15 protein-coding genes are annotated in these 17,657 nt (G+C 71.9%); 6 read left to right on the forward strand and 9 right to left on the reverse strand.

Annotated elements, in window-relative coordinates; translation table 11 throughout:
• Positions 1-13: 13 nt before the first annotated feature.
• Genes WME95_RS50150 through WME95_RS50160 form a run of 3 tightly spaced genes read left to right on the forward strand, consistent with a single transcriptional unit; the run spans position 14 to position 3,506 of the window.
• Positions 14-1,420 (forward strand): aminotransferase class III-fold pyridoxal phosphate-dependent enzyme, encoded by a 1,407-nt coding sequence (locus WME95_RS50150; protein ID WP_437906254.1) that lies wholly within the window; start codon positions 14-16, stop codon positions 1,418-1,420.
• Positions 1,417-2,385 carry a histone deacetylase family protein gene (locus WME95_RS50155; protein ID WP_437906255.1) on the forward strand — a complete coding sequence of 323 codons (969 nt, stop codon included), beginning with the start codon at positions 1,417-1,419 and terminating at the stop codon, positions 2,383-2,385. The genes WME95_RS50150 and WME95_RS50155 overlap by 4 nt, the downstream gene beginning before the upstream one ends.
• Before the next feature lie 50 nt (positions 2,386-2,435).
• On the forward strand, positions 2,436-3,506 hold the full coding sequence (locus WME95_RS50160; protein WP_437906256.1) for a GAF domain-containing protein: 1,071 nt from the start codon (positions 2,436-2,438) through the stop codon (positions 3,504-3,506).
• A gap of 18 nt (positions 3,507-3,524) precedes the next feature.
• On the opposite strand, the gene WME95_RS50165 is transcribed toward WME95_RS50160, so the two are convergent.
• The gene (locus WME95_RS50165) at positions 3,525-4,760 is read right to left on the reverse strand and encodes a hypothetical protein (RefSeq protein ID WP_437906257.1); all 1,236 of its coding nucleotides are present in this window, start codon (positions 4,758-4,760) and stop codon (positions 3,525-3,527) included.
• A 56-nt stretch (positions 4,761-4,816) separates the two neighbouring features.
• On the opposite strand from WME95_RS50165, the gene WME95_RS50170 reads away from it, so the two are divergent.
• The 3 genes from WME95_RS50170 (at position 4,817) to thrC (ending at position 8,734) form a co-directional block, all read left to right on the forward strand.
• Positions 4,817-6,181, forward strand: coding sequence for an NAD(P)/FAD-dependent oxidoreductase (locus tag WME95_RS50170; RefSeq protein WP_437911121.1), 1,365 nt, complete (start codon positions 4,817-4,819; stop codon positions 6,179-6,181).
• A 73-nt stretch (positions 6,182-6,254) separates the two neighbouring features.
• Positions 6,255-7,340, forward strand: a complete 1,086-nt coding sequence (locus WME95_RS50175; RefSeq protein WP_437714649.1) for a serine/threonine-protein kinase — start codon at positions 6,255-6,257, stop codon at positions 7,338-7,340.
• Between the two features lie 53 nt (positions 7,341-7,393).
• The gene (thrC, locus tag WME95_RS50180; RefSeq protein WP_437714651.1) at positions 7,394-8,734 is read left to right on the forward strand and encodes a threonine synthase; all 1,341 of its coding nucleotides are present in this window, start codon (positions 7,394-7,396) and stop codon (positions 8,732-8,734) included.
• Positions 8,735-8,762: 28 nt separating this feature from the next.
• On the opposite strand, the gene WME95_RS50185 is transcribed toward thrC, so the two are convergent.
• The 8 genes from WME95_RS50185 to WME95_RS50220 all read right to left on the reverse strand — a co-directional run bounded on the left by WME95_RS50185 (position 8,763) and on the right by WME95_RS50220 (position 17,639).
• Complete coding sequence (locus WME95_RS50185) at positions 8,763-10,442, reverse strand: STAS domain-containing protein (RefSeq protein WP_437906258.1); 1,680 nt, start codon at positions 10,440-10,442, stop codon at positions 8,763-8,765.
• A gap of 235 nt (positions 10,443-10,677) precedes the next feature.
• A complete protein-coding gene (gspN, locus tag WME95_RS50190) occupies positions 10,678-11,955 on the reverse strand; it encodes a type II secretion system protein GspN (RefSeq protein WP_437906259.1) in 1,278 nt (425 codons plus the stop codon).
• The gene (locus WME95_RS50195) at positions 11,952-12,551 is read right to left on the reverse strand and encodes a hypothetical protein (RefSeq protein ID WP_437906260.1); all 600 of its coding nucleotides are present in this window, start codon (positions 12,549-12,551) and stop codon (positions 11,952-11,954) included. Before WME95_RS50195 ends, gspN begins: the two co-directional genes overlap by 4 nt.
• The gene (gene pilM / locus WME95_RS50200) at positions 12,548-14,062 is read right to left on the reverse strand and encodes a type IV pilus biogenesis protein PilM (RefSeq protein WP_437906261.1); all 1,515 of its coding nucleotides are present in this window, start codon (positions 14,060-14,062) and stop codon (positions 12,548-12,550) included. Before pilM ends, WME95_RS50195 begins: the two co-directional genes overlap by 4 nt.
• A 27-nt stretch (positions 14,063-14,089) precedes the next feature.
• Complete coding sequence (locus tag WME95_RS50205; RefSeq protein WP_437906262.1) at positions 14,090-15,562, reverse strand: general secretion pathway protein GspK; 1,473 nt, start codon at positions 15,560-15,562, stop codon at positions 14,090-14,092.
• A gap of 3 nt (positions 15,563-15,565) precedes the next feature.
• Entirely contained in the window at positions 15,566-16,225 is a 660-nt protein-coding gene (locus WME95_RS50210; protein WP_437906263.1) for a type II secretion system protein GspJ, read from the reverse strand.
• A 56-nt stretch (positions 16,226-16,281) separates the two neighbouring features.
• Positions 16,282-16,941 carry a type IV pilus modification PilV family protein gene (locus WME95_RS50215; protein ID WP_437906264.1) on the reverse strand — a complete coding sequence of 220 codons (660 nt, stop codon included), beginning with the start codon at positions 16,939-16,941 and terminating at the stop codon, positions 16,282-16,284.
• Positions 16,941-17,639: a pilus assembly FimT family protein gene (locus WME95_RS50220; RefSeq protein WP_012241822.1), complete on the reverse strand. Its 699-nt coding sequence runs from the start codon at positions 17,637-17,639 to the stop codon at positions 16,941-16,943. Before WME95_RS50220 ends, WME95_RS50215 begins: the two co-directional genes overlap by 1 nt.
• Positions 17,640-17,657: the final 18 nt, after the last annotated feature.

Consider the following 17,657-nt stretch of genomic DNA (forward strand, 5'->3'; position numbering starts at 1 on the left):
TTGGAGTCCGACCATGAACGCCCCGACCCACATCTCTCCGCCCATCCCCGGCGAGCCCGAGCGCGCCTCGATGCGCACCGCCATCCCGGGGCCTGCGTCCGAGGCGCTCCGCGCCCGCCACCATCGCTACCAGGACGCGCGACCGATCCACTTCTATCAGGACGCGCGCAAGAGCCTGGGCAACTACATGGTCGACGTGGACGGCAACGTGCTGCTCGACGTGTACGGGCACATCGCCGCCGTGCCCATCGGCTACAACCATCCGGACCTGCTCGCCGCGTGGCGCAGCGGCCGCTTCGACTGGTGCGCCGGCTATCGCTCCGCGCTCGGCGTCGCGCCCGCGCCCGAGTGGGTCGACCTCGTCGAGAAGACGCTGATGCGCGTCGCGCCGAAGGGGCACACGCGCGTCTTCACGTTCACGACCGGCGCGGAGGCGGTCGAGAACGCGCTCAAGGCCGCGTTCATCCGGCTCGCCCGGCGCCGGCGCGGCGGCGCGCAGCCGAGCGACGGCGACCTCGCCGCCTGCATGCTCAACCGGCAGCCCGGCGTGAACGCCTTCAAGGTGCTCTCCTTCGATGGCGGCTTCCACGGCCGCAGCATGGGCGCCCTCTCGGCGACGCGGAGCAAGCCGATCCACAAGCTCGACATCCCCGCGTTCGACTGGCCCGTCGCGCCGTTCCCCGCGAGCCATTTCCCTCTCGCGGCGCACGCCGAGCAGAACCGCGCCGCCGAGGCGCGCTCGCTCGAGGCGGTCGAGGCGGCGCTCGACGCCCACCCGGACGAGGTCGCCGCGGTCATCGTCGAGCCGATCCAGGGCGAGGGCGGCGACCGCCACGCGAGCCCGACCTTCTTCCAGGCGCTCCGCCGCCTCACCGCGGAGCGCGGCGTCGCGCTCATCATCGACGAGGTGCAGACCTGCGGCGGCGGGACCGGCGCGCTCTGGGCGCACGAGGCGTGGGACCTGCCCGAGCCGCCGGACATGGTCACGTTCTCCAAGAAGATGCAGCTCGGCGGCTTCTATTGCCGCGAGGAGCTCGCGCCGATCGAGCCGCTGCGCGTCTTCAACACCTGGCTCGGCGACCCGCTCCGCGGCGCCCAGCTCGAGGTGATCCTCGAGGTCATCGAGCGCGACCGGCTCCTCGAGAACACGCGATCGACCGGCGAGCGCCTGGTCGCCGGCCTCGAGGACCTCTGCCGGCGCTACCCCGCGGTGCTCTCGGGCGCCCGGGGCAGCGGCACCTTCGCCGCTGTCGACTTCCCCCACGCCGCCCGGCGCGACGCGGCGCTCACCGCGCTACGCAACCGGGGCCTCGAGGTGGGCGGCTCGGGCGACCGCACGCTCCGCTTCCGGCCGGCGCTGATCTTCGCCCCGCGCCACGTCGGCGAGGCGCTCGATCACCTCGAGTCGGTCTGCAAGTGACCTCGGACGCCGCCGCCTCGCCGCCGATCCGGGTGTTCCACACGCCGCGCTATTTCGCGGACATCGGCGAGCACGTCATGCCGATGCGCAAGTTCGCCCTCGTGCGCGAGGCGATCGAGCGGAGCGGCCTGCCCGTGCGCATCGAGGAGCCCGAGGCGGCCTGTGACGAGGACCTCCTGCGCGTCCACGCGCCCGGGTACGTCCAGGCGATCGCGACCGGCGAGCCCCGGGCGCTGGCCGAGTCGCAGAAGCTCCCGTGGTCGCCGGCGCTCGCCGGGGCGGTGCGCTTCACGAACGGCGGCTGCGTCGCCGCCGCCGCCGCGGCCCTCGAGGACGGCGTCGCGGGCAACCTCGCGAGCGGCTTCCACCACGCGCACGAGGGCCACGGCGAGGGCTTCTGCACCTTCAACGGCCTCGTCGTCGCGCTGGAGCGCGCGCGCGCCGAGGGGCGCATCCGCCGCGGCCTCGTGGTCGACATGGACCTCCATTACGGCAACGGCACCGCCTCGCTGCTCGCGTCGCGCCCCTGGGCGTTCCAGCTCTCCATCTACGGCAGCTGGTACAAGCAGAACAAAGCGCACCGGGACGTCGAGGGCGAGCGCGCCCCGGACACCGAGAACTGTTGGTCCGTCCCGGTCCCGAACGGGAGCGGCGGCGCCGCCTACCTCGAGATCCTGGAGCGGCACCTCGGCCCGGCGATCGACCGCGCCGCGCCCGACCTGATCCTGTACCAGGCCGGCGCGGACCCGTACCGCGAGGACCCGTACTCGCCGCTCGACCTGACGCACGACGATCTCCACGCGCGCGACCAGATCGTGTTCCGGGCCGCGCTCGAGCGGGGCGTCCCGATCGCGTGGGTGCTCGCGGGTGGGTACACGCCCGACGTGAGCCGGGTGGTCGAGGTGCACCTCCGCACCTTCATCGCGGCGGTGCGGGCGAGGGAAGCGGCGGCGCGCGCGGGGTGACCGGTGACCTCGGCCGACCCGCGCCCCGCCAGGCAAGGTAGCATCGCGCGATGGCCGACCTGAACGACCCTGTCCGCCTGGCCGAGCTGCGTGGCGCCGTGCTGCGCGCCGAGGCGGACGCCATCCTCGACGCCTGCGTGGTGCGGGCCGCCAAGCTGGCCCGGTCGCCCATCGCCGTGGTCAGCCTGCTCGTGCGCCATGTCCAGCTCCTGCGCGCGCAGCACGGGCTCCCCCTCGAGCTCGCCGTGAGCTGCGCGACGTCGAGGAGCAACTCCTTCTGCCAGCTCGTCGTGCTCGACGAGGTGCCGCTCATCGTCGACGACGCGCTGCGCGACGAGCGCGTCCCGAAGGAGCTCGTCGAGAGCTACGGCATCCGCGCCTACGCGGGCGTGCCGGTGCGCGCGCACGGGCACGTGCTCGGGGCGCTCTGCGTGCTCGACGTCGTCCCGCGCCGCTTCGACCAGCGCATCGTCGGCGCCCTCGAGCAGCTCGCCATCGACGTCTCCGGCCGGCTCTCGGCGCTCACGCTGAGCGACGCCCCGCTGGCCAGCGCCGACGTGCAGGAGCGCCTCGTCCGCGTCGAGCAGGCCACCCGCGCCCTGGAGCGCGCGCTCCTCGCCCTCTCGCCCGTCATCGCCGCGGCGCAGGCGGCGACGGCGGGGCCGCGGGTCGACGCGGCGCGCGGGATCGACGCGTCGCACGCGTCGCACGCACCGCACGCGTCGCGCGCGACGCACGTCACGCCGGCCAGCCTGCGCGCGGCCGTGTCGTGCTGGCGCGACATGGGCCCCGTCGCGGAGGAGCTCTGCGAGGAGGCCGCGGCCATCGCGAGCGCCTCGCCCTGCGAGGCGGCGTCCGGGCTCGCCACCGACGCCCGGGCGCTCGCGCGGAACCTCGCCGAGATCGGCCCGCTCGTCCGGCTCGCCGAGGGCGTGCTCGACGGGACGCTGGGAGAAGCCGCCGCGGCCAAGGGGCGGGCGCTCGTGCTGCGCGGCGCGCTCGACGCCCACGAGGCCGCCTCCGCCGCCGTGCAAAGGCTCCGCGCGGGCGCCCTGCGCGCGCGGGCCGCGACGGCCGGCCCCGGCAGCGGCGACGCCGCCCGCCCGCCTGAGGCGCGGTGATCCCGGCGCCGCGGGGGATCACCGCGGCGGCAGGGTCGACGCCGGCGCCGGCACATCGCGGGTGATCTCGCCCGCGTCGGCCCCGTCCGGGATCGGCTCCGAGCCCGGCGAGAGCGGGTTGCCCTCCCAGGTCGCGGTCCTGTCCCGGCTCCCGTAGACGAACGGCGGACGGGTCTCCAGCTCCCGGGCGATGCGGGCGAGCTCCTCGTCGAGGTGGCGCGGGTTCGCGAGCAGCCTCTCGCGGATGCCGCTGTTCTTCAGGTAACCGCGGATGTCGGGGCTGTCCGGATAGTACTTCGTGAACACGTTGTACCGGAAGAGCGGCTTCAGCCGGTGCAGATCCCTGGGCCCGGTCGGGAGCGGCAAGAGCTCGACGAAGCTCTTCCGCTTCGCCCGCTCCTCCAGCCGGTCGAGGACGAGCTGGAGGCTGTTCTCGAGCAGGTGCGGCGCGCAGTGATCCGCGAAGTCGTCGTACAGGAGCCGCATGAGCGCCCTCGCCTCGTCGATCGGCAGCTGCGCCTGCCGCTCGCGGCCCATGCGCCGCACGAGGACCATGAAGGGAGACGGCTGGTTGCCGGTCGCGCGGATCACCTCGGGATCGCGGAAGTCGGGCTGGCGGTAGGGGAAGTGGCGCGGGTTGATCGCGTCGAACCCGCCTCGGCCGTAGAACAGGATGCGCTGCCACGACAGGCGCTCTTCCGGCGTGAAGTACTCGACCTCGGCCGCGAGATCGACGTTCATCCCGAAGTACTTGCCCGGGGCCGACGGCGCGGGGAGCGTGATCTTCCCCATCGCGTGCAGGTCGGTGAGGTACTGCATGGCGAGCTCGACCGGCGAGATGCGCAGCCAGTACGACAGCACCGTCCCGCGCGCCTCGGGGATCATGAAGATATGAGCGAGGTAGATGACGCAGAGGTCCGGGGCGTACGCCGGATTGATGAGCACGGTGCCGTCGCGGACGCCGCGCACCTTTCCGTCCGCGTCTCGCGCCACGAGCAGGAAGTAGCGCATGTACGTGCCCGACGGCTCGGGCGTGAACGGGTCGTCGCGGAGGAACGCCTCGATCGCCTCCTTGCGCTCCATCTCTCCATGAGGACCGAAGCAGTCCCAGAGGATCTGATACGCCGCGTCGAAGTCCGGGTCGGAAGGATCCTCGATGGACCAGATCTGGTATTTGCGGGTTTCGCGCTCGATCATCTCCACCACGTCCTGGTGGAAGAGATCCTTCATGCAGAGCCGGACACGTCGCTTCAAGCAGGGCTCCCGGGGTTCATGGTGCCAGAGGCGCATCCCTCTGATAGGTGATCATCGTGGCTCGTGCAGCGCTCGTTGACACGTACACGCACACGCACACACACATCGATTCCGCGCGCTCCGTGTGGAACGAGGCAGGCCCCGTCTATGAGCCCGTCCCTCCGCTGCGCGCGGACGCGACGGCCGACGTGGCCATCATCGGAGGAGGTTTCACCGGGATCTCCACCGCATACCATCTAATCCGCCGGTTTCCGAGCCTCCGCGTCATGATCCTCGAGGCGCGCCACCTCGCGAACGGCGCGAGCGGGCGCAACGGGGGGATGATGCTGAACTGGATCAACGGGGTGGGCGCTCGCGATCCGGAGCTCACGCGCCGCGTGTACGAGACGACACGCGCGGGGATCGACGGCATCGTCGGGATGATCCAGGAGCACGACCTCCCTGTGCGCCACCGCCGCGACGGATGCATGGAGGTGCTCACCGATGCGCGCCGGGCCGAGGCGGCGCACGCGCGGGTGGAGCAGCTGGCCAGCTGGGGCATTTCGCTACAGTACCTGGACAGCGCGGCGCTCTCGAGGCGGCTCGGGATCCAGGGCGGGGCCGGGGCCGTGCTGGACGCGACCGAGGGGCAGCTGAACGGGGTCGATCTGCTGCGCTGCCTGCGCCCGTTGCTGCTCGCGTGGGGGGTCGCCGTCCACGAGGACACGCCGGTGCTCGGGATCCGGGAGGGGCGCACGATCGAGCTGACAACGCCGGGCGGCGTCGTCCGGGCCGCGGCCATCGTGCTCGCCACCAACGGCTACACGCCGCGCCTCGGCTACTTCAAGACCGGCATCTTCCCGCTGCACTCGCACGTCATCGCGACCGAGCCGCTCGACGCCGAGGCGCGCGCCGCGCTCGGCTGGGGGCAGGTCGCCGGCTTCAGCGACGACCGCGACCGCATCGCGTACGCCAGCATGACGCCCGCCGGTGAGCTCGTGTTCGGCGGGGGCAGCAACGCGGCGTATGCCTACCTCTATGGGAACAAGACCTCCTACCCGGGCACACCCGAGTCGGCCGGACCCGCGTTCGAGGCCATCCGGCGCCGGCTCACCGGCTATTTCCCAGCGGCCGAGCGGCTGCGGATCGCGCACCGCTGGACGGGCACCCTCGGCATCACGATGAGCCGGCTCTGCAGCATGGGGGTGCGCGGCGAGCACCGGAACGTGTACTACGCCCTCGGTTACAGCGGCCACGGCGTGACGCTCGCCAACCTCGCGGGCCGCGTGCTCTGCGACATCTACGCGGGCGACGACGCGCGGTGGCGGGATCTGCCGTTCTACATGGCCCCCCTCCGGGGCGTCCCGCCCGAGCCGCTCCGCTGGCTCGGCTATCACGCGTACACCAAGCTGACGGGGCGCTCGCCGCGCAAGGCGGGCTAGAGCGGCTAGCGCGGTGGGGCCCGCCGAGCGGGCTTGCGTGGCCGGAGCGCGGGGCGCTATTCGATGCGGGGCCATGTTCTGCGCGCGCTGCCACCGGGAGTACGACGCGGGCCATCGGTTCTGCCCCTACGACGGCGCGGAGCTCACCGAGGGCCGGCGCGTCGACCTGTTCCGGTACAAGCCGACCCGGCTGCGCGGGACCCTCCTTGGCGAGCGCTACGAGGTGCGCGGCTACCTCGGCAAAGGGGCGATGGCGCGCGTCTACCTCGCGGTCGAGATCGCGACGGGCCAGCCGGTCGCGATCAAGGTCCTCGAGGAGTTCGCCGCCCGGGCGGAGCGGACGCGCGAGCGGTTCGTGCGCGAGGCGCAGAGCGCCGCGACGATCGGGCACCCGAACATCGTCCGGGTGCTCGACGCCGGCACGCGCTCGGAAGACGGCGCGCCCTACCTCGTGATGGAGTACCTCTTCGGCGAGTCGCTCGGCGACTGGCTCCGGCGCGAGCGCCGCATGGACGCGGACCTCGCCATCCCGGTGCTCTCCCAGGCCGCGTCCGGGCTCGCCGCCGCGCACCGGGCCGGGATCATCCACCGCGACGTGAAGCCGGACAACATCTACCTCGTGGGCCCGCAGGGCGACCCGTACGCGGTCAAGGTGCTCGATTTCGGTTTGGCGAAGATCCAGGCCGCCGACCTCATCACGGCGACCGGCACCGCCGTGGGCACCCTCGAGTACATGGCGCCCGAGCAGGTCGTGAGCGACCTGCCCGACGCCCGCACCGACGTCTACGGGCTCGGCGTCGTCATGTTCCGGGCCTTCACCGGGGAGCTCCCGTTCCCGCGCTCGGAGCAGTCGGAGCTCCTCGCCCGGCAGCTCGTGACCCCGCCGCCCCGCCCCTCGGAGAAGCGCCGGAGCCTCGATCCGCTGCTCGAGTCCGTGATCCTGAAGGCGATCCGGAAGAGCCCGAACAACCGCTATCCCTCGATGGAAGCGTTCCTCGAGGATCTCGAGCGGCTGGCCGGCGACCGGGACGGGCCGCTCTCGGCCGACGAGCCGCTGCGGGAGCCCGGCGACGTCTATCTCCCGCAGGGATCGTTTGCCAGGAACGCGGCGATCTACTTCTATAGGCGGCTCGGCATGGAAGCCCCACGCTTCGACTGAACCGACACCACCTCCCGCGGGCGCTTCCCGCCACCCAGGAGATCCGTATTGCCATGGCCTACTCTGCTGCATTCCGATGCCTCGCCGGTTGCCCCGGCAGCTACCCGCTGACGCAGCCCCTCTACCGTTGCCCCACCTGCGGCGGCCTGCTCGACGTCGCCCACAACATCGACGCGCTCCGTGACCGGAGCCCGGCGACGTGGATGAAGCTCTTCGACGAGCGCTACAAGCGCACGGTGTGGCCCTACGGCTCCGGGGTCTGGGGCAAGCGGGAGTGGGTCGCGCCCGAGGTCCCGGACGAGGCCATCGTGTCGATGGACGAGGGCGGCTCGAACCTGTTCTGGGCGGACCGCTACGGCAAGACGCTCGGGCTCGATGACGTCTGGGTGAAGCTCTGCGGCAACAGCCACACGGGGTCGTTCAAGGACCTCGGCATGACGGTGCTCGTCTCGGTGGTGAACAAGGCGATCCGCGAGGGCCTCGAGGTGCGCGCGATCGCGTGCGCGTCGACGGGGGACACCTCGGCGTCGCTCGCGGCGTACGGGGCGGCGGCCGGCTTGCCCGTGGTCGTGCTGCTGCCGCGGGGCAAGGTGTCGACGGCGCAGCTCGTCCAGCCGATCGCGTCGGGGGCGCTGGTCCTCTCGCTGGACACCGACTTCGACGGCTGCATGGCCATCGTGCAGCGCCTCTCGGCCGAGGGCGTCGTCTACCTGGCGAACTCGATGAACGCCCTGCGGCTCGAGGGCCAGAAGACCGTGGCCATCGAGATCGTGCAGCAGTTCGACTGGACGCTGCCCGACTGGGTCATCCTCCCGAGCGGCAACCTCGGCAACGCCTACGCCCTCTACGCGGGCTTCAAGATGCTGAAGGACCTCGGCCTGACGACGCGGTTCCCGCGCCTCTGCGTGGCGCAGGCGGCGCGGGCCAACCCGCTCTTCAAGGCGTGGTCCGAGGGGCGGAGCGAGGTCGTGCCGATGAAGGCGGGGGAGACCCTGGCGAGCGCGATCCAGATCGGCAACCCGGTGAGCGCGCCGAGGGCGATGCTGGCCCTCAAGGCGATGGACGGCGTCGCGGAGGAGGTCACCGAGGACGAGCTCTGCGACGCGGCGGCCCGCGCCGATCGCACCGGCATGTACACCTGCCCGCACACGGCGGTCGCCCTCGCCGCGCTGGAGAAGCTCGTGAAGAAGGGCCTCGTCGAGAAGCGCCAGCGGGTCGTCGTGGTCTCGACAGCGAACGGCCTCAAGTTCACGGAGTTCAAGGTGAAATACCACGAGCGCGCGCTCGCGGACGTCACGAGCCGGCTCGCCAACCCGCCGGTCGCGCTGCCGCCCGACTACGACCGCGTCCTCGCCGCCCTCGACAAGCACGCCGCGCAGAACAGCAAGCGCTGACGCTCCGGCAAGATCGGGCCGCCGGCCGCTACCCGCGCGACCTCGCGCGGCGCCGCCGGCGCCGTCCGCGCGCGCCCGCGGAGGTCATCGCGGAGGCGATGCCGCTTTGCAGGGTGTTGTGCGTGGCGATGCCGCTCATGTCGACGCCGATCTCGACGAGCGTCCTGGCCACGTCGGGGCTGAGGCCCGTGATGATCACCTCCGAGCCGAGCAGGCGCACCGCCGTCGCGGCGCCGAGGAGCGCGTCGGCGCACGGGCCGTCGATCCGCGGCACCCCGGTGATGTCGAGGATCGCGACGTGCGCGCGGCGGGAGGCGACGCCGCGGACCAGCGTCTCCTGCACGCGGCGCGTCCGCTGGCTGTCGAGGGCGCCGACGAGCGGCATCACGACGATGTCGTCGCTGATCGGGATGAGCGGGGTCGACAGCGCCGCGAGGATCTCGTTCTGCGCCCGGAGGGCCTCCTCCCGGGCGCGCCGCGCCTCCGTCTCCGCCTCGGCGCGCTTTCGCTCCGTGATGTCCCGCACGATGACGACCGCCTCGGCCCGATCGCTGCCGGCGATCCGGACCTCGTAGTCGCGCGCGCTGCCCGCCTGCTGCTCCTGGTACTCGAAGACGTGCGTCGCCTCGTCGGCGAGCGCTCGCGCCACGAGGCCGGTGATCTGCTCGGCGACGTGGGCGGGGAACACGTTGGCGACGTGCCTGTGCAGGAGATCCTCGGCGCGGAGCGACGGCCTCGGGTCCCGGGAGGCCTTGAAGTCCAGGCAGATGCCGTCGCTGCTGATCCGGAGGATCGTGTCGGGGATGGCGTAGAGGAGCGCGCGGTTGTTCGCCTCGCTCCGGCGCAGGGCCGCCTCCACGCGCTTGCTGCCGATGAAGTGGCCGGCCTTGGCGGCGACGGCGAGCAGGACGTCGAGCAGCCCCGGATCGGGCGCGCGCGGCTCGGCGTCCATGAGCTCCAGCACGGCCGCGACCTGCGCGTCGGCGCGGACCGCGATGGGGAGCTCGACCGCGAAGCGGAGGCCGGCGCCGCGCGCCGCCTGCGCGCGCGGGTCGTCCGCCTCGGCGTCGAGGTCGCTGAACCAGGTCGGCTCCCCCTGGGCGAGCGCGCGGCCGGGCAGCCCGGCGTAGCGGGCGAACCGCGCGCCCCGGGTCGCCGCCTCGAGCGCGATCGCGTCGTCGGGCGCGGCGCTCCAGGTGTGCTCGCAGCGCAGCCCGTCGCTCTCGTCGTCGCCGAGCCACAGGGCGGCGAACCGGAAGCCGAGCGTCTCCCCGAGCGCGCCGAGCAGCGCCGGGACGCCCTCGGAGAGCGTCGTCGACTCGACGAGGATCCTGGTCACGGTGTACTGCGTCGACACCTTGTAGTTCGCCTCGGCGAGGGCGCGGCGCTGGTTCCACTTCTCGGTGAGCGCGAAGGCCATCTGGCGGACCTCGCTCGGGTCGAACGGCTTGGCGAGGATGAGGAGGTTGTCGGTCTGCCCGAACCGGGCGGCGATCTCCTCCCACGAGTCATCCGCGTCCGCCGCGCAGAGGACCGCCTGGATGGCGCCGTCCTCCTTCCAGATGCGCGAGAGCGTCTCGACGCCGTCCCACCCCGGCATGCGCGCGTCCACGAACACGAGCGCGTACGGCGCGCCGCTCTGCAGCGCCTCGCGGACCTTCGCCAGCCCCTCCTCCCCGCGGGTCGCGGACGTGAGCTCGAACCTCACCGGTCGCCGGGCCGGCGGCTCGCGGAACAGCGTCGGCTGGAGGCCCGCGATGGTCGAGCCCTCCGCCTCGGATCGGAGGATCCTGCGGAAATCCTCGTGGATGGCCTGATCGTCGTCGATCAGTAAAACGCGCCGGTTCTGCTGCCAGCTGGGATCCCCCATCAACGAGTCCTTGGAGCGTGGGTCCGGGTCCTAGAGCGAGGCGCGTCTTCGTCGCACGAAGCTGCGCCCCGCTCTATTCAACGGGAGGCGTGCCCTCGCCGTCTACGGGCGGAGGCGACGGCGGGCGTGTGGGGGACTCGTCCTCGGTGGAGGGCGGGGGCGGAGGCGGGGGCATCCCAGGGGGCTCGTGCTCCTCGCCGTCCCTCGGGGCGGCCTCGGAGGCGCCGAGGGGCATGTTCACGCCGCCGGGCTTCCTCGTGGTCGTGGCCGGGCTCGCGCCCGGCGTGCCGCGGCCCCGCGCGGCGGGCGACTCGGCCGCGTGCGGGTCGAACCGGGGCCTCTTCAGCGGGCCGTGGACGTGCCAGCCGTAGAAGCCGTCCGCCCGCTTCGACCGCTTCATCTTGGGCTGCTGCATCTCGATCAGCCCGGGCACGCTCGACCCCGGCGCGCCGAGCAGCGATTTCGTGAGATCGCTCTTCGATCGGTACGCGTCGGTGAACTTGAAGCGCACGTAGAGATCCGCCGTCGAGTTGTTCCACGGCTCGCGCATGGTGACCTTGCCGTCGCCGTCGAGCTCGAGATCCTGGCCGTTCGCGCTCATCTTCGTGACCTTGAGGACCCCGTCCTTCGCCTCCGCCGACAGGAGCAGCTCCCCCAGCTTCGCCTCCGGGAGCGCGATGAGCCCCTGGATCTTCGTCTTGCCGTCGCCGACCGAGACCTCCTTGGCCGAGACCTCGAGCGCGCCGTTCGCTTTGTTGAACTTGCCGTCGGGCGCGCTGAGATCGAGGTTCGCGCTCAGCGTGCCGGCGATCGGCAGGCCAAGGATGTCCCCGAGCGGACCCACCTTGGCGAGCTCCACGTCCGAGACCTCGACGTGGACGTCGCCGCCCGATCGGCCCATCGGGACGACGCCCTCGATCTCGCCGCCGAACACGCTGGCCCAGAACGAGACCCGCATCCGCCCGATCAGGAGGGGCAGGATCTTCACCCGCGCGTGCGCCTCGTCGATCTCGATGACGCTCGGCTTCGGCGCGCTGTCCTTGGCGGCGTCGCCCGAGGCGAACGCCGCGGCGCCGCTCGGCCTGCTGCTCGTGCCGAGCTCGCCCGGCGGCAGGATGAGCCGCACGCCCTTCATCTCGACCCCCGTGAACCAGTACGAGTCGAGCTCGTCGATCTCGAGGCGCTGCGCCTGGCTCGGGCCCTTCTTCTGCTGCGTGCGGTCGAACTCGGCGATCAGCCGGTCCTTGAGCCGCTCGTAGGGGAACGTCAGGTAGCCGAAGAGCCCCAGACAGAAGAGGTAAAAGAGCGGGTAGACCGCCCATCTCGCGATCTTGATGAGCCGCGCCTTCATGGCTCCTGCTCCTCTTCGGCGGCGGGGGGCGCGGACGGCGCGGGCGTCGCCGCCGGCTGGGGCTCGCCCTTCCGGTCGAACGCGGAGATGCCGAGCTCGACCTCGTAGGAGTCCGGCTCCCCGGCGCGCGGCTTGAGGTTCAGCTTCGTCACCGCGACCGGGTGGCCCGAGCCCTCGATGTGCTCGAGCATCTTGGCGAGCCCGAGCATCCCGATCCTGTGCATCTTCACCACCGTGATCCGCTCGTTGTACTTCTTGCCGTGCGGGACGTCGGGGCGATCCTGCGACTCGGCGGCGGTGAGCTGCTGCTGCTTCGCCGCGTCCTCGATGAAGCCGGCGAGCGCGGGCGCCGGCCGCGCGTAGCGCGCGAGCAGCGCGTCCTTCAGCGCCTTGCGCTCGCTGACCTTCCCCGAGGCCTCGTAGATCGACTGGAGCAGGTCGCGGATCTCCTGGTTCTCGGCGCGCTTGCTGGACGCGACGCTCGCGAGCCCGATCGGCACGAGCAGGAGGACGAGCACCGCCAGGAATCCGAGGAGGATGGTGAGGAGCCTGCGCTCGCGCGGCTCCAGCTTGTCGAGTCGCTCGCGGAGCGTCATCGCGATCCCTCCGGCTTCTCCGGCGCGCCGGCCGAGGCGCTCTCGGCCGCGTCGGCGGCGCCGGTCTTCTTCTTCTTCGTCTTGTCCTCGCACCTGAGATCCAGCTCGAGGACGTACTTGTGCTTGCCCTCCGTGAACTGGCTCGTGCGGCCGACCTTCACGTCGCGGAAGCAGCGGTGCTCCTTCATGTGATCCGCGATGATCTGCGCGTCCGACACCGACGGGACGACGCCCTGGAGGGTCACGTGGCCGCGGTTCACGTCGAGCTCGAGCACGTCGTGCGTGATCTCCTTCGGCACGGCCTTCGAGAGCTGCACCATGACGTCGAAGGCGTCGACGCGGGGCATCGGGTCCTCGTCGGCCGCGCCGGGGCCCTGCTCGAGCAGCTCGCGGGCCTTCTGCGGGTCGCTCGTCTCCTCGCCGAGCACGTCGTGGGAGGCGGTCGCGAGCGAGGCGGCGAGCAGCTCCCGCTCCGCGTCGAGGGTGCGCAGCTCCGCGACGATGGAGAACCCGAAGCTCAGCGCGATGACGGTGCCGAGGCCGGCGAGGATCGGGATCTTCTCGCGCAGGAACGGGTAGCTGCGCTCGGCCTCGAGCGCGCCCTTCCGGAGGTTGAACCCCTTGGTCTTCGGCGTCAGCCCGAGCGCGAGCCCGAGCGCCTTGGCGAAGCGGGGCAGCGCCGCGGCCTGCTCGGGCGTGAGCCCCTCGATGCGAGGGGTCGGCAGCGGCAGGATCGTGAGGCCGAGCTGCGTCGACAGGAACATCTCCGCGCCCTGCGCGGTGGCGCCGCCGCCGACCAGGTAGAGCCCCGCGAGCGGCTCGCCGCCGAGGTTGCGCCACGCCGCGAGCGTCTGGCGGAGCTCGCGCGCGAGCGCCGGCGCGGTGCCGGGGAGGCCGGCCGTCCCGCGCGACAGCGTCCGGGCGAAGACCGGCTCGCCGCCGGAGACGATCACGATCTCGGACGTGAGGTAGTCGAGGTCGAGCAGGGCGATCGGCGCGCTGGCGGGCGACGGCGCGGCGAGCTCCGGCATCACCGCCTCGAGGTTGGCGAGCGCCACCGCGCCCAGCGCGACCCGCTCCGGCTCGAAGCCGAGCGCCTCCTTCACGACGGCGATGCGCTCGCGCACGTCGTCCGCGCGCGCGACGGCGGCGAAGACCGGCAGCGTCTCCACGCCGGGCGGCCGCTTCAGCAGGCGGTGGTCGAAGACCGCGTCTTCCATCTCGAACGGCACCGTGGCCTCGAGCTCGAAGCCGAGGATGTTCTCGACCTCCTTCTGCGCGGCCGCCGGCAGGTCGAGGCGGCGGTAGAACGATTTCTCCCCGGAGAGCGCGATCGCCGCGGCGTCGGGGCGGTGGAGCCCCACGGCGGCGCGGATGGCCTCGGCCTCGGAGACGGCGTCCGTGACGGCCGCCTCGCCGAGGGCCTCGACGAAGACCCTCCTGTACGTGGTGCGGATGAGCGCCGCCCGCACCACGGATTTTCCAGCATCTATCCCGAGCAGCCTGTGCATTTGCGCGCTTCTTCCCGGAGGGGTGTCCTAGTCGATGCGATAGTAGATGATCGTCCCGGCAGGGTTCGATCGCACCTGTTGTTCGTACGTTTCCGGCGTCGGAGGGGTGCTGGGCTGAGCGGGGTCCTTGGGATCCTTGGCCGGATCGTCGAGCTTCGTCGCCCCCGTGAGATCGACCACCGCATGGACGCGCACGCGCGTCTCACGCTTGTTCCCCGGGACGATGCCATCGGCGTAGATGCTCAGGAAGTTGGTCCTGTTGCCGAGGGACTTCGTGACGTTCGGCTTGAACTTCACCGCTTCCACGCCCATCGCCTTGAACTGCTGCCCGAGCATCCCCCCGAGCGAGCTGCCCGGCTTCTGGGTCATCGCGTCGACATAATCTTTCGGGGTGGGGAAGAGCAGCCCTCCGGTCATGCCCTGCACGAGCGACGCCACGGTGAGGAACGCCGTCTGCTGGTTCAGGTCGGAGCAGAGCGTCGTCGTCGCGATATCCACGAAATCGGGGGTGCACGTGAGCCTGAGCAGCGTCAGCGCGTTCGCCGACGCGACGTTCACCTTCTGCTTCCGGCTGCCCCAGACGGTTAGGACCCTCTTGTCCGGGTTGCTCGGATCCGGGTCGACGAACGTCGCCCAGAAGTCGTCGTTCATGCCCCGGATCAGCCGCAGCTCGTCGACCGAATCGAACGGGGCGTTCTTGCGCTGATAGGGGAGGCCGACCGTCTGGTAGAAGCTGTCCTCGGCGCCGGTGGAGCTCGGGGCGTTCGACGTCGCGTCGCAGGCGAACGTCTGGTCGCCGGGGTCGGCCCAGTCGATGAGCGCGCTGCAGATGGTCGCGCGGTCCGAGAACTGGCCGTCGCCGTCGCGCTCCTCGAAGAGCGTGTTGTACTGCGCGTCGCTCATCAGGCTGAGCAGCTGGTTCCCCACGGCGATCTGATCGGAGATGCCGCCCACGTCGTCGGCGGCGCGGTTGACGTTGATCTTCGAGTCCTCGTCGACGATCTTGAGCTCGAAGCGGCCGCCGCCGGTGAGCCCCAGGTTCTTGCCCGTCGCGCTGCCCTCGCCCGCCGCCTCGGGGGGCGGCGCCGCGCTGCCCTCGCTCGCGGCGAGCTGCGCGTTGAAGGGGCCGAGGAACATGTCGGTGAACTTCCAGACCGGCACCTGGAACTTCCCCCTGATCCCGACGATCGCGAGCATCGGCCCGATCGCCGTGCTGACGCTCGGCTCGGAGGCGATGAGCATCCGCGACAGGTTCACGGCGCTCTTCGCGTAGTACTCGGCCCGCAGCGCGTCGCGATCGGCGAGCGCCGCGGAGAGCTCGGTCGACGTCTCCTCTTGGAGCTCGGTCAGGAACACGGTGAGCACCGTGATCGCGCCGAGCACCATGACAAGCGCCACGCCGCGCCGGTCGCGCCGCCTCCGGAGGCGGCGGCGCGCGCGCCCGGCGCGCGGCCTCTCTGCGGCGCGATCCTCGGCGAGGGGGCTCCTGGGGCGGCTCATGGCTCAGTTGGCCCCGAAGGCGATGGGGACCTGCATCGGGAGTGGCACCTTCGACTCGAACTTGATCGGCTCCCCGCCGGGCCCGCCGTTCAGGACCAGCGTCACCCACACCTGCGAGGGGAGCCGGTCGAGCTGCGCCGCCGGCTGCGTCGAGTCCCACGAGTCGACCCACTCCCCGGTGATCGGGTCGAGGTACTGGAGATTGAAGCTCTCGATGTCCTCGGCGAGCACGTTGACGACTCCGCCCCTCGTCGGCTCGGTATCGATGGTCCTCGCCTCTCGCCGCACGAGATCGAGCCTGTCGCGCTCCGGGTCGCGCGCGCCGAAAAAGCCGATCTCGCACTGATCGGACTCGTGCGCGTTCCGGAGGAGCCTCCGGTGCGCGAACGCGGTGAAATCGACGCGGTCCGCAGGGGACGAGTCGTCCCCCGCGAAGGCGGTGAGCCGCACGACGATGTTCTTGTCGGCCGGCTGGTGCCTGGACAGGAAGGCCGTCTGGAGCTCGCGCGAGATGCGGGCGATCGCCGCGCGGCCCTGGTGGTAGCGGTCGCCCATCCGGGAGAGGCCCGAGCGCGCGCGGCTCATGCCGTCGAACGCGCCGTAGATGAGCGTCCCGATGAGCGCCAGGATGCCGACCGAGACGAGGACCTCGAGGAGGGTCACCGCGCGCGAGCGGCCGCGGCGCCTGCGGGGAGAGCTTGGCCTTCGCGTCGCCACGGTCAACTCCCTCCTCCCTGGCCGCCCGCACCCTCTTCGGGCTGGCCCATCTGGGGGATCGTCACCCACTGCACGAGCTCGAACGCGTGCTCCCGAGAGCCTTGCTGCCAGGTCAGCTTGACCGTCACCCGCCGCGCGCTCGCCTCGAAGATGGGCTGGAGCGTCGGCGCGAGCATGTCGACGAACGGCTGCAGGAGCCCCGAGATCCCGCCGCCCGACTCGCCGCCCCCCGCGCCGCCGCCGACCAACGATTGCGCGAGATCGTTGATGTCGCCGCTCGGGGCCGCGGTGCCGCTCGACTCGCCCGGCTTGCCGAGCGCCCCGAGCCCCTCGAGGTTGGTGTCGAGGTCCAGATCGCCGTACTTGGGCTCGGGCATCTCGGGCTTCTCGATGCGCCAGCTGCACTTGATGTTCGGCGACTCGTCGCCCTCGCAGCACGGCCCGCTGTCGGCCTCGTCGAGCGCCGGCAGGCCGTCCTTGGCGAGCCGCTCCTCGAGCTCGGTCATCTTGCAGCGCGCGAGCCCGTTCGCGAGGCTGAGGTTCCGCGCGTGCGCCGCGGCCGAGAAGGCGCCCGCCTGCGCGGAGAGGATCGCCGTCAGCCCGAGGCCGAGGATGGCGACCGCCACCATCACCTCGAGCAGGGTGAAGCCGCGGGCGCGCATCAGAGCCCCGTGTCCTCGCGCTCCGACGCCTCGGCGTCGTCGCGCGGCCTGGGCATGCTCGCCTTGCCCTTCCTGAGCTCCGTCTTGCCGGTCAGCGGCGAGACGAGCACCGTCATCACCGCGTCCTCGGTCTCCCCGCCGCCCAGGCTGAGCTGGATCGCGGCGTGCTCGGTCTGGCCTCCGGGCCAGAAGTAGAGATAGGCCCGCCCCTCGGTCACGGGCTCGTCCTGGTGTCCGGTCTCCACCTGGAGGAAGCGCACGCCGCTCGACAGCTCCTTGCCCGGCCTGTCCTTCTCGGGGTTGAAGCCGTACGCCTTCGCCGGCTCGAACGAGGGCCGCGGCGCGCGCGGCCCCTTCAGGATCGCCTCGGCCTCCGCCGTGGCCGCCTTCTCGGCCTCCGTCGCCGCGGCGGCGCCGCCGGCCCGGTCGTTCCGCTCGACGAGCAGCTCACCCGCGGATTCCTCGAGCACGATCATCCGCTCCTCGAAATCGAAGACGAGCCGCACCGGCTTCGACTTCGCGTTCGCGTGGGCGTACGCGACCCGGACGGCGCCCGCGAGCAGCGCCGCGCTGCGCTTCAGCCGCGCGCTCGTGACAGCGCCCATGCCGAGCATGACCGAGCCGCTGATGAGCGCGATCACCGTGACGGTGATCAGCACCTCGACCAGCGTGAGTCCCCTCGTGCGACGGCGTGCCATGGGCGCTCCTGCTCCCGC

It is taken from the genome of Sorangium sp. So ce327 (assembly GCF_051530205.1).
Lineage (GTDB): Bacteria > Myxococcota_A > Polyangia > Polyangiales > Polyangiaceae > Sorangium > Sorangium cellulosum_B.

Bases quoted from the DNA above. Each gene is read 5' to 3' on its own strand.
- WME95_RS50150 (WP_437906254.1), top strand. From the start codon at position 14: ATGAACGCCCCGACCCACATCTCTCCGCCCATCCCCGGCGAGCCCGAG.
- WME95_RS50160 (WP_437906256.1), top strand. From the start codon at position 2,436: ATGGCCGACCTGAACGACCCTGTCCGCCTGGCCGAGCTGCGTGGCGCC.
- WME95_RS50175 (WP_437714649.1), top strand. From the start codon at position 6,255: ATGTTCTGCGCGCGCTGCCACCGGGAGTACGACGCGGGCCATCGGTTC.
- thrC (WP_437714651.1), top strand. From the start codon at position 7,394: ATGGCCTACTCTGCTGCATTCCGATGCCTCGCCGGTTGCCCCGGCAGC.
- gspN (WP_437906259.1), bottom strand. From the start codon at position 11,955: ATGAAGGCGCGGCTCATCAAGATCGCGAGATGGGCGGTCTACCCGCTC.
- WME95_RS50195 (WP_437906260.1), bottom strand. From the start codon at position 12,551: ATGACGCTCCGCGAGCGACTCGACAAGCTGGAGCCGCGCGAGCGCAGG.
- pilM (WP_437906261.1), bottom strand. From the start codon at position 14,062: ATGCACAGGCTGCTCGGGATAGATGCTGGAAAATCCGTGGTGCGGGCG.
- WME95_RS50205 (WP_437906262.1), bottom strand. From the start codon at position 15,562: ATGAGCCGCCCCAGGAGCCCCCTCGCCGAGGATCGCGCCGCAGAGAGG.
- WME95_RS50215 (WP_437906264.1), bottom strand. From the start codon at position 16,941: ATGCGCGCCCGCGGCTTCACCCTGCTCGAGGTGATGGTGGCGGTCGCC.
- WME95_RS50220 (WP_012241822.1), bottom strand. From the start codon at position 17,639: ATGGCACGCCGTCGCACGAGGGGACTCACGCTGGTCGAGGTGCTGATC.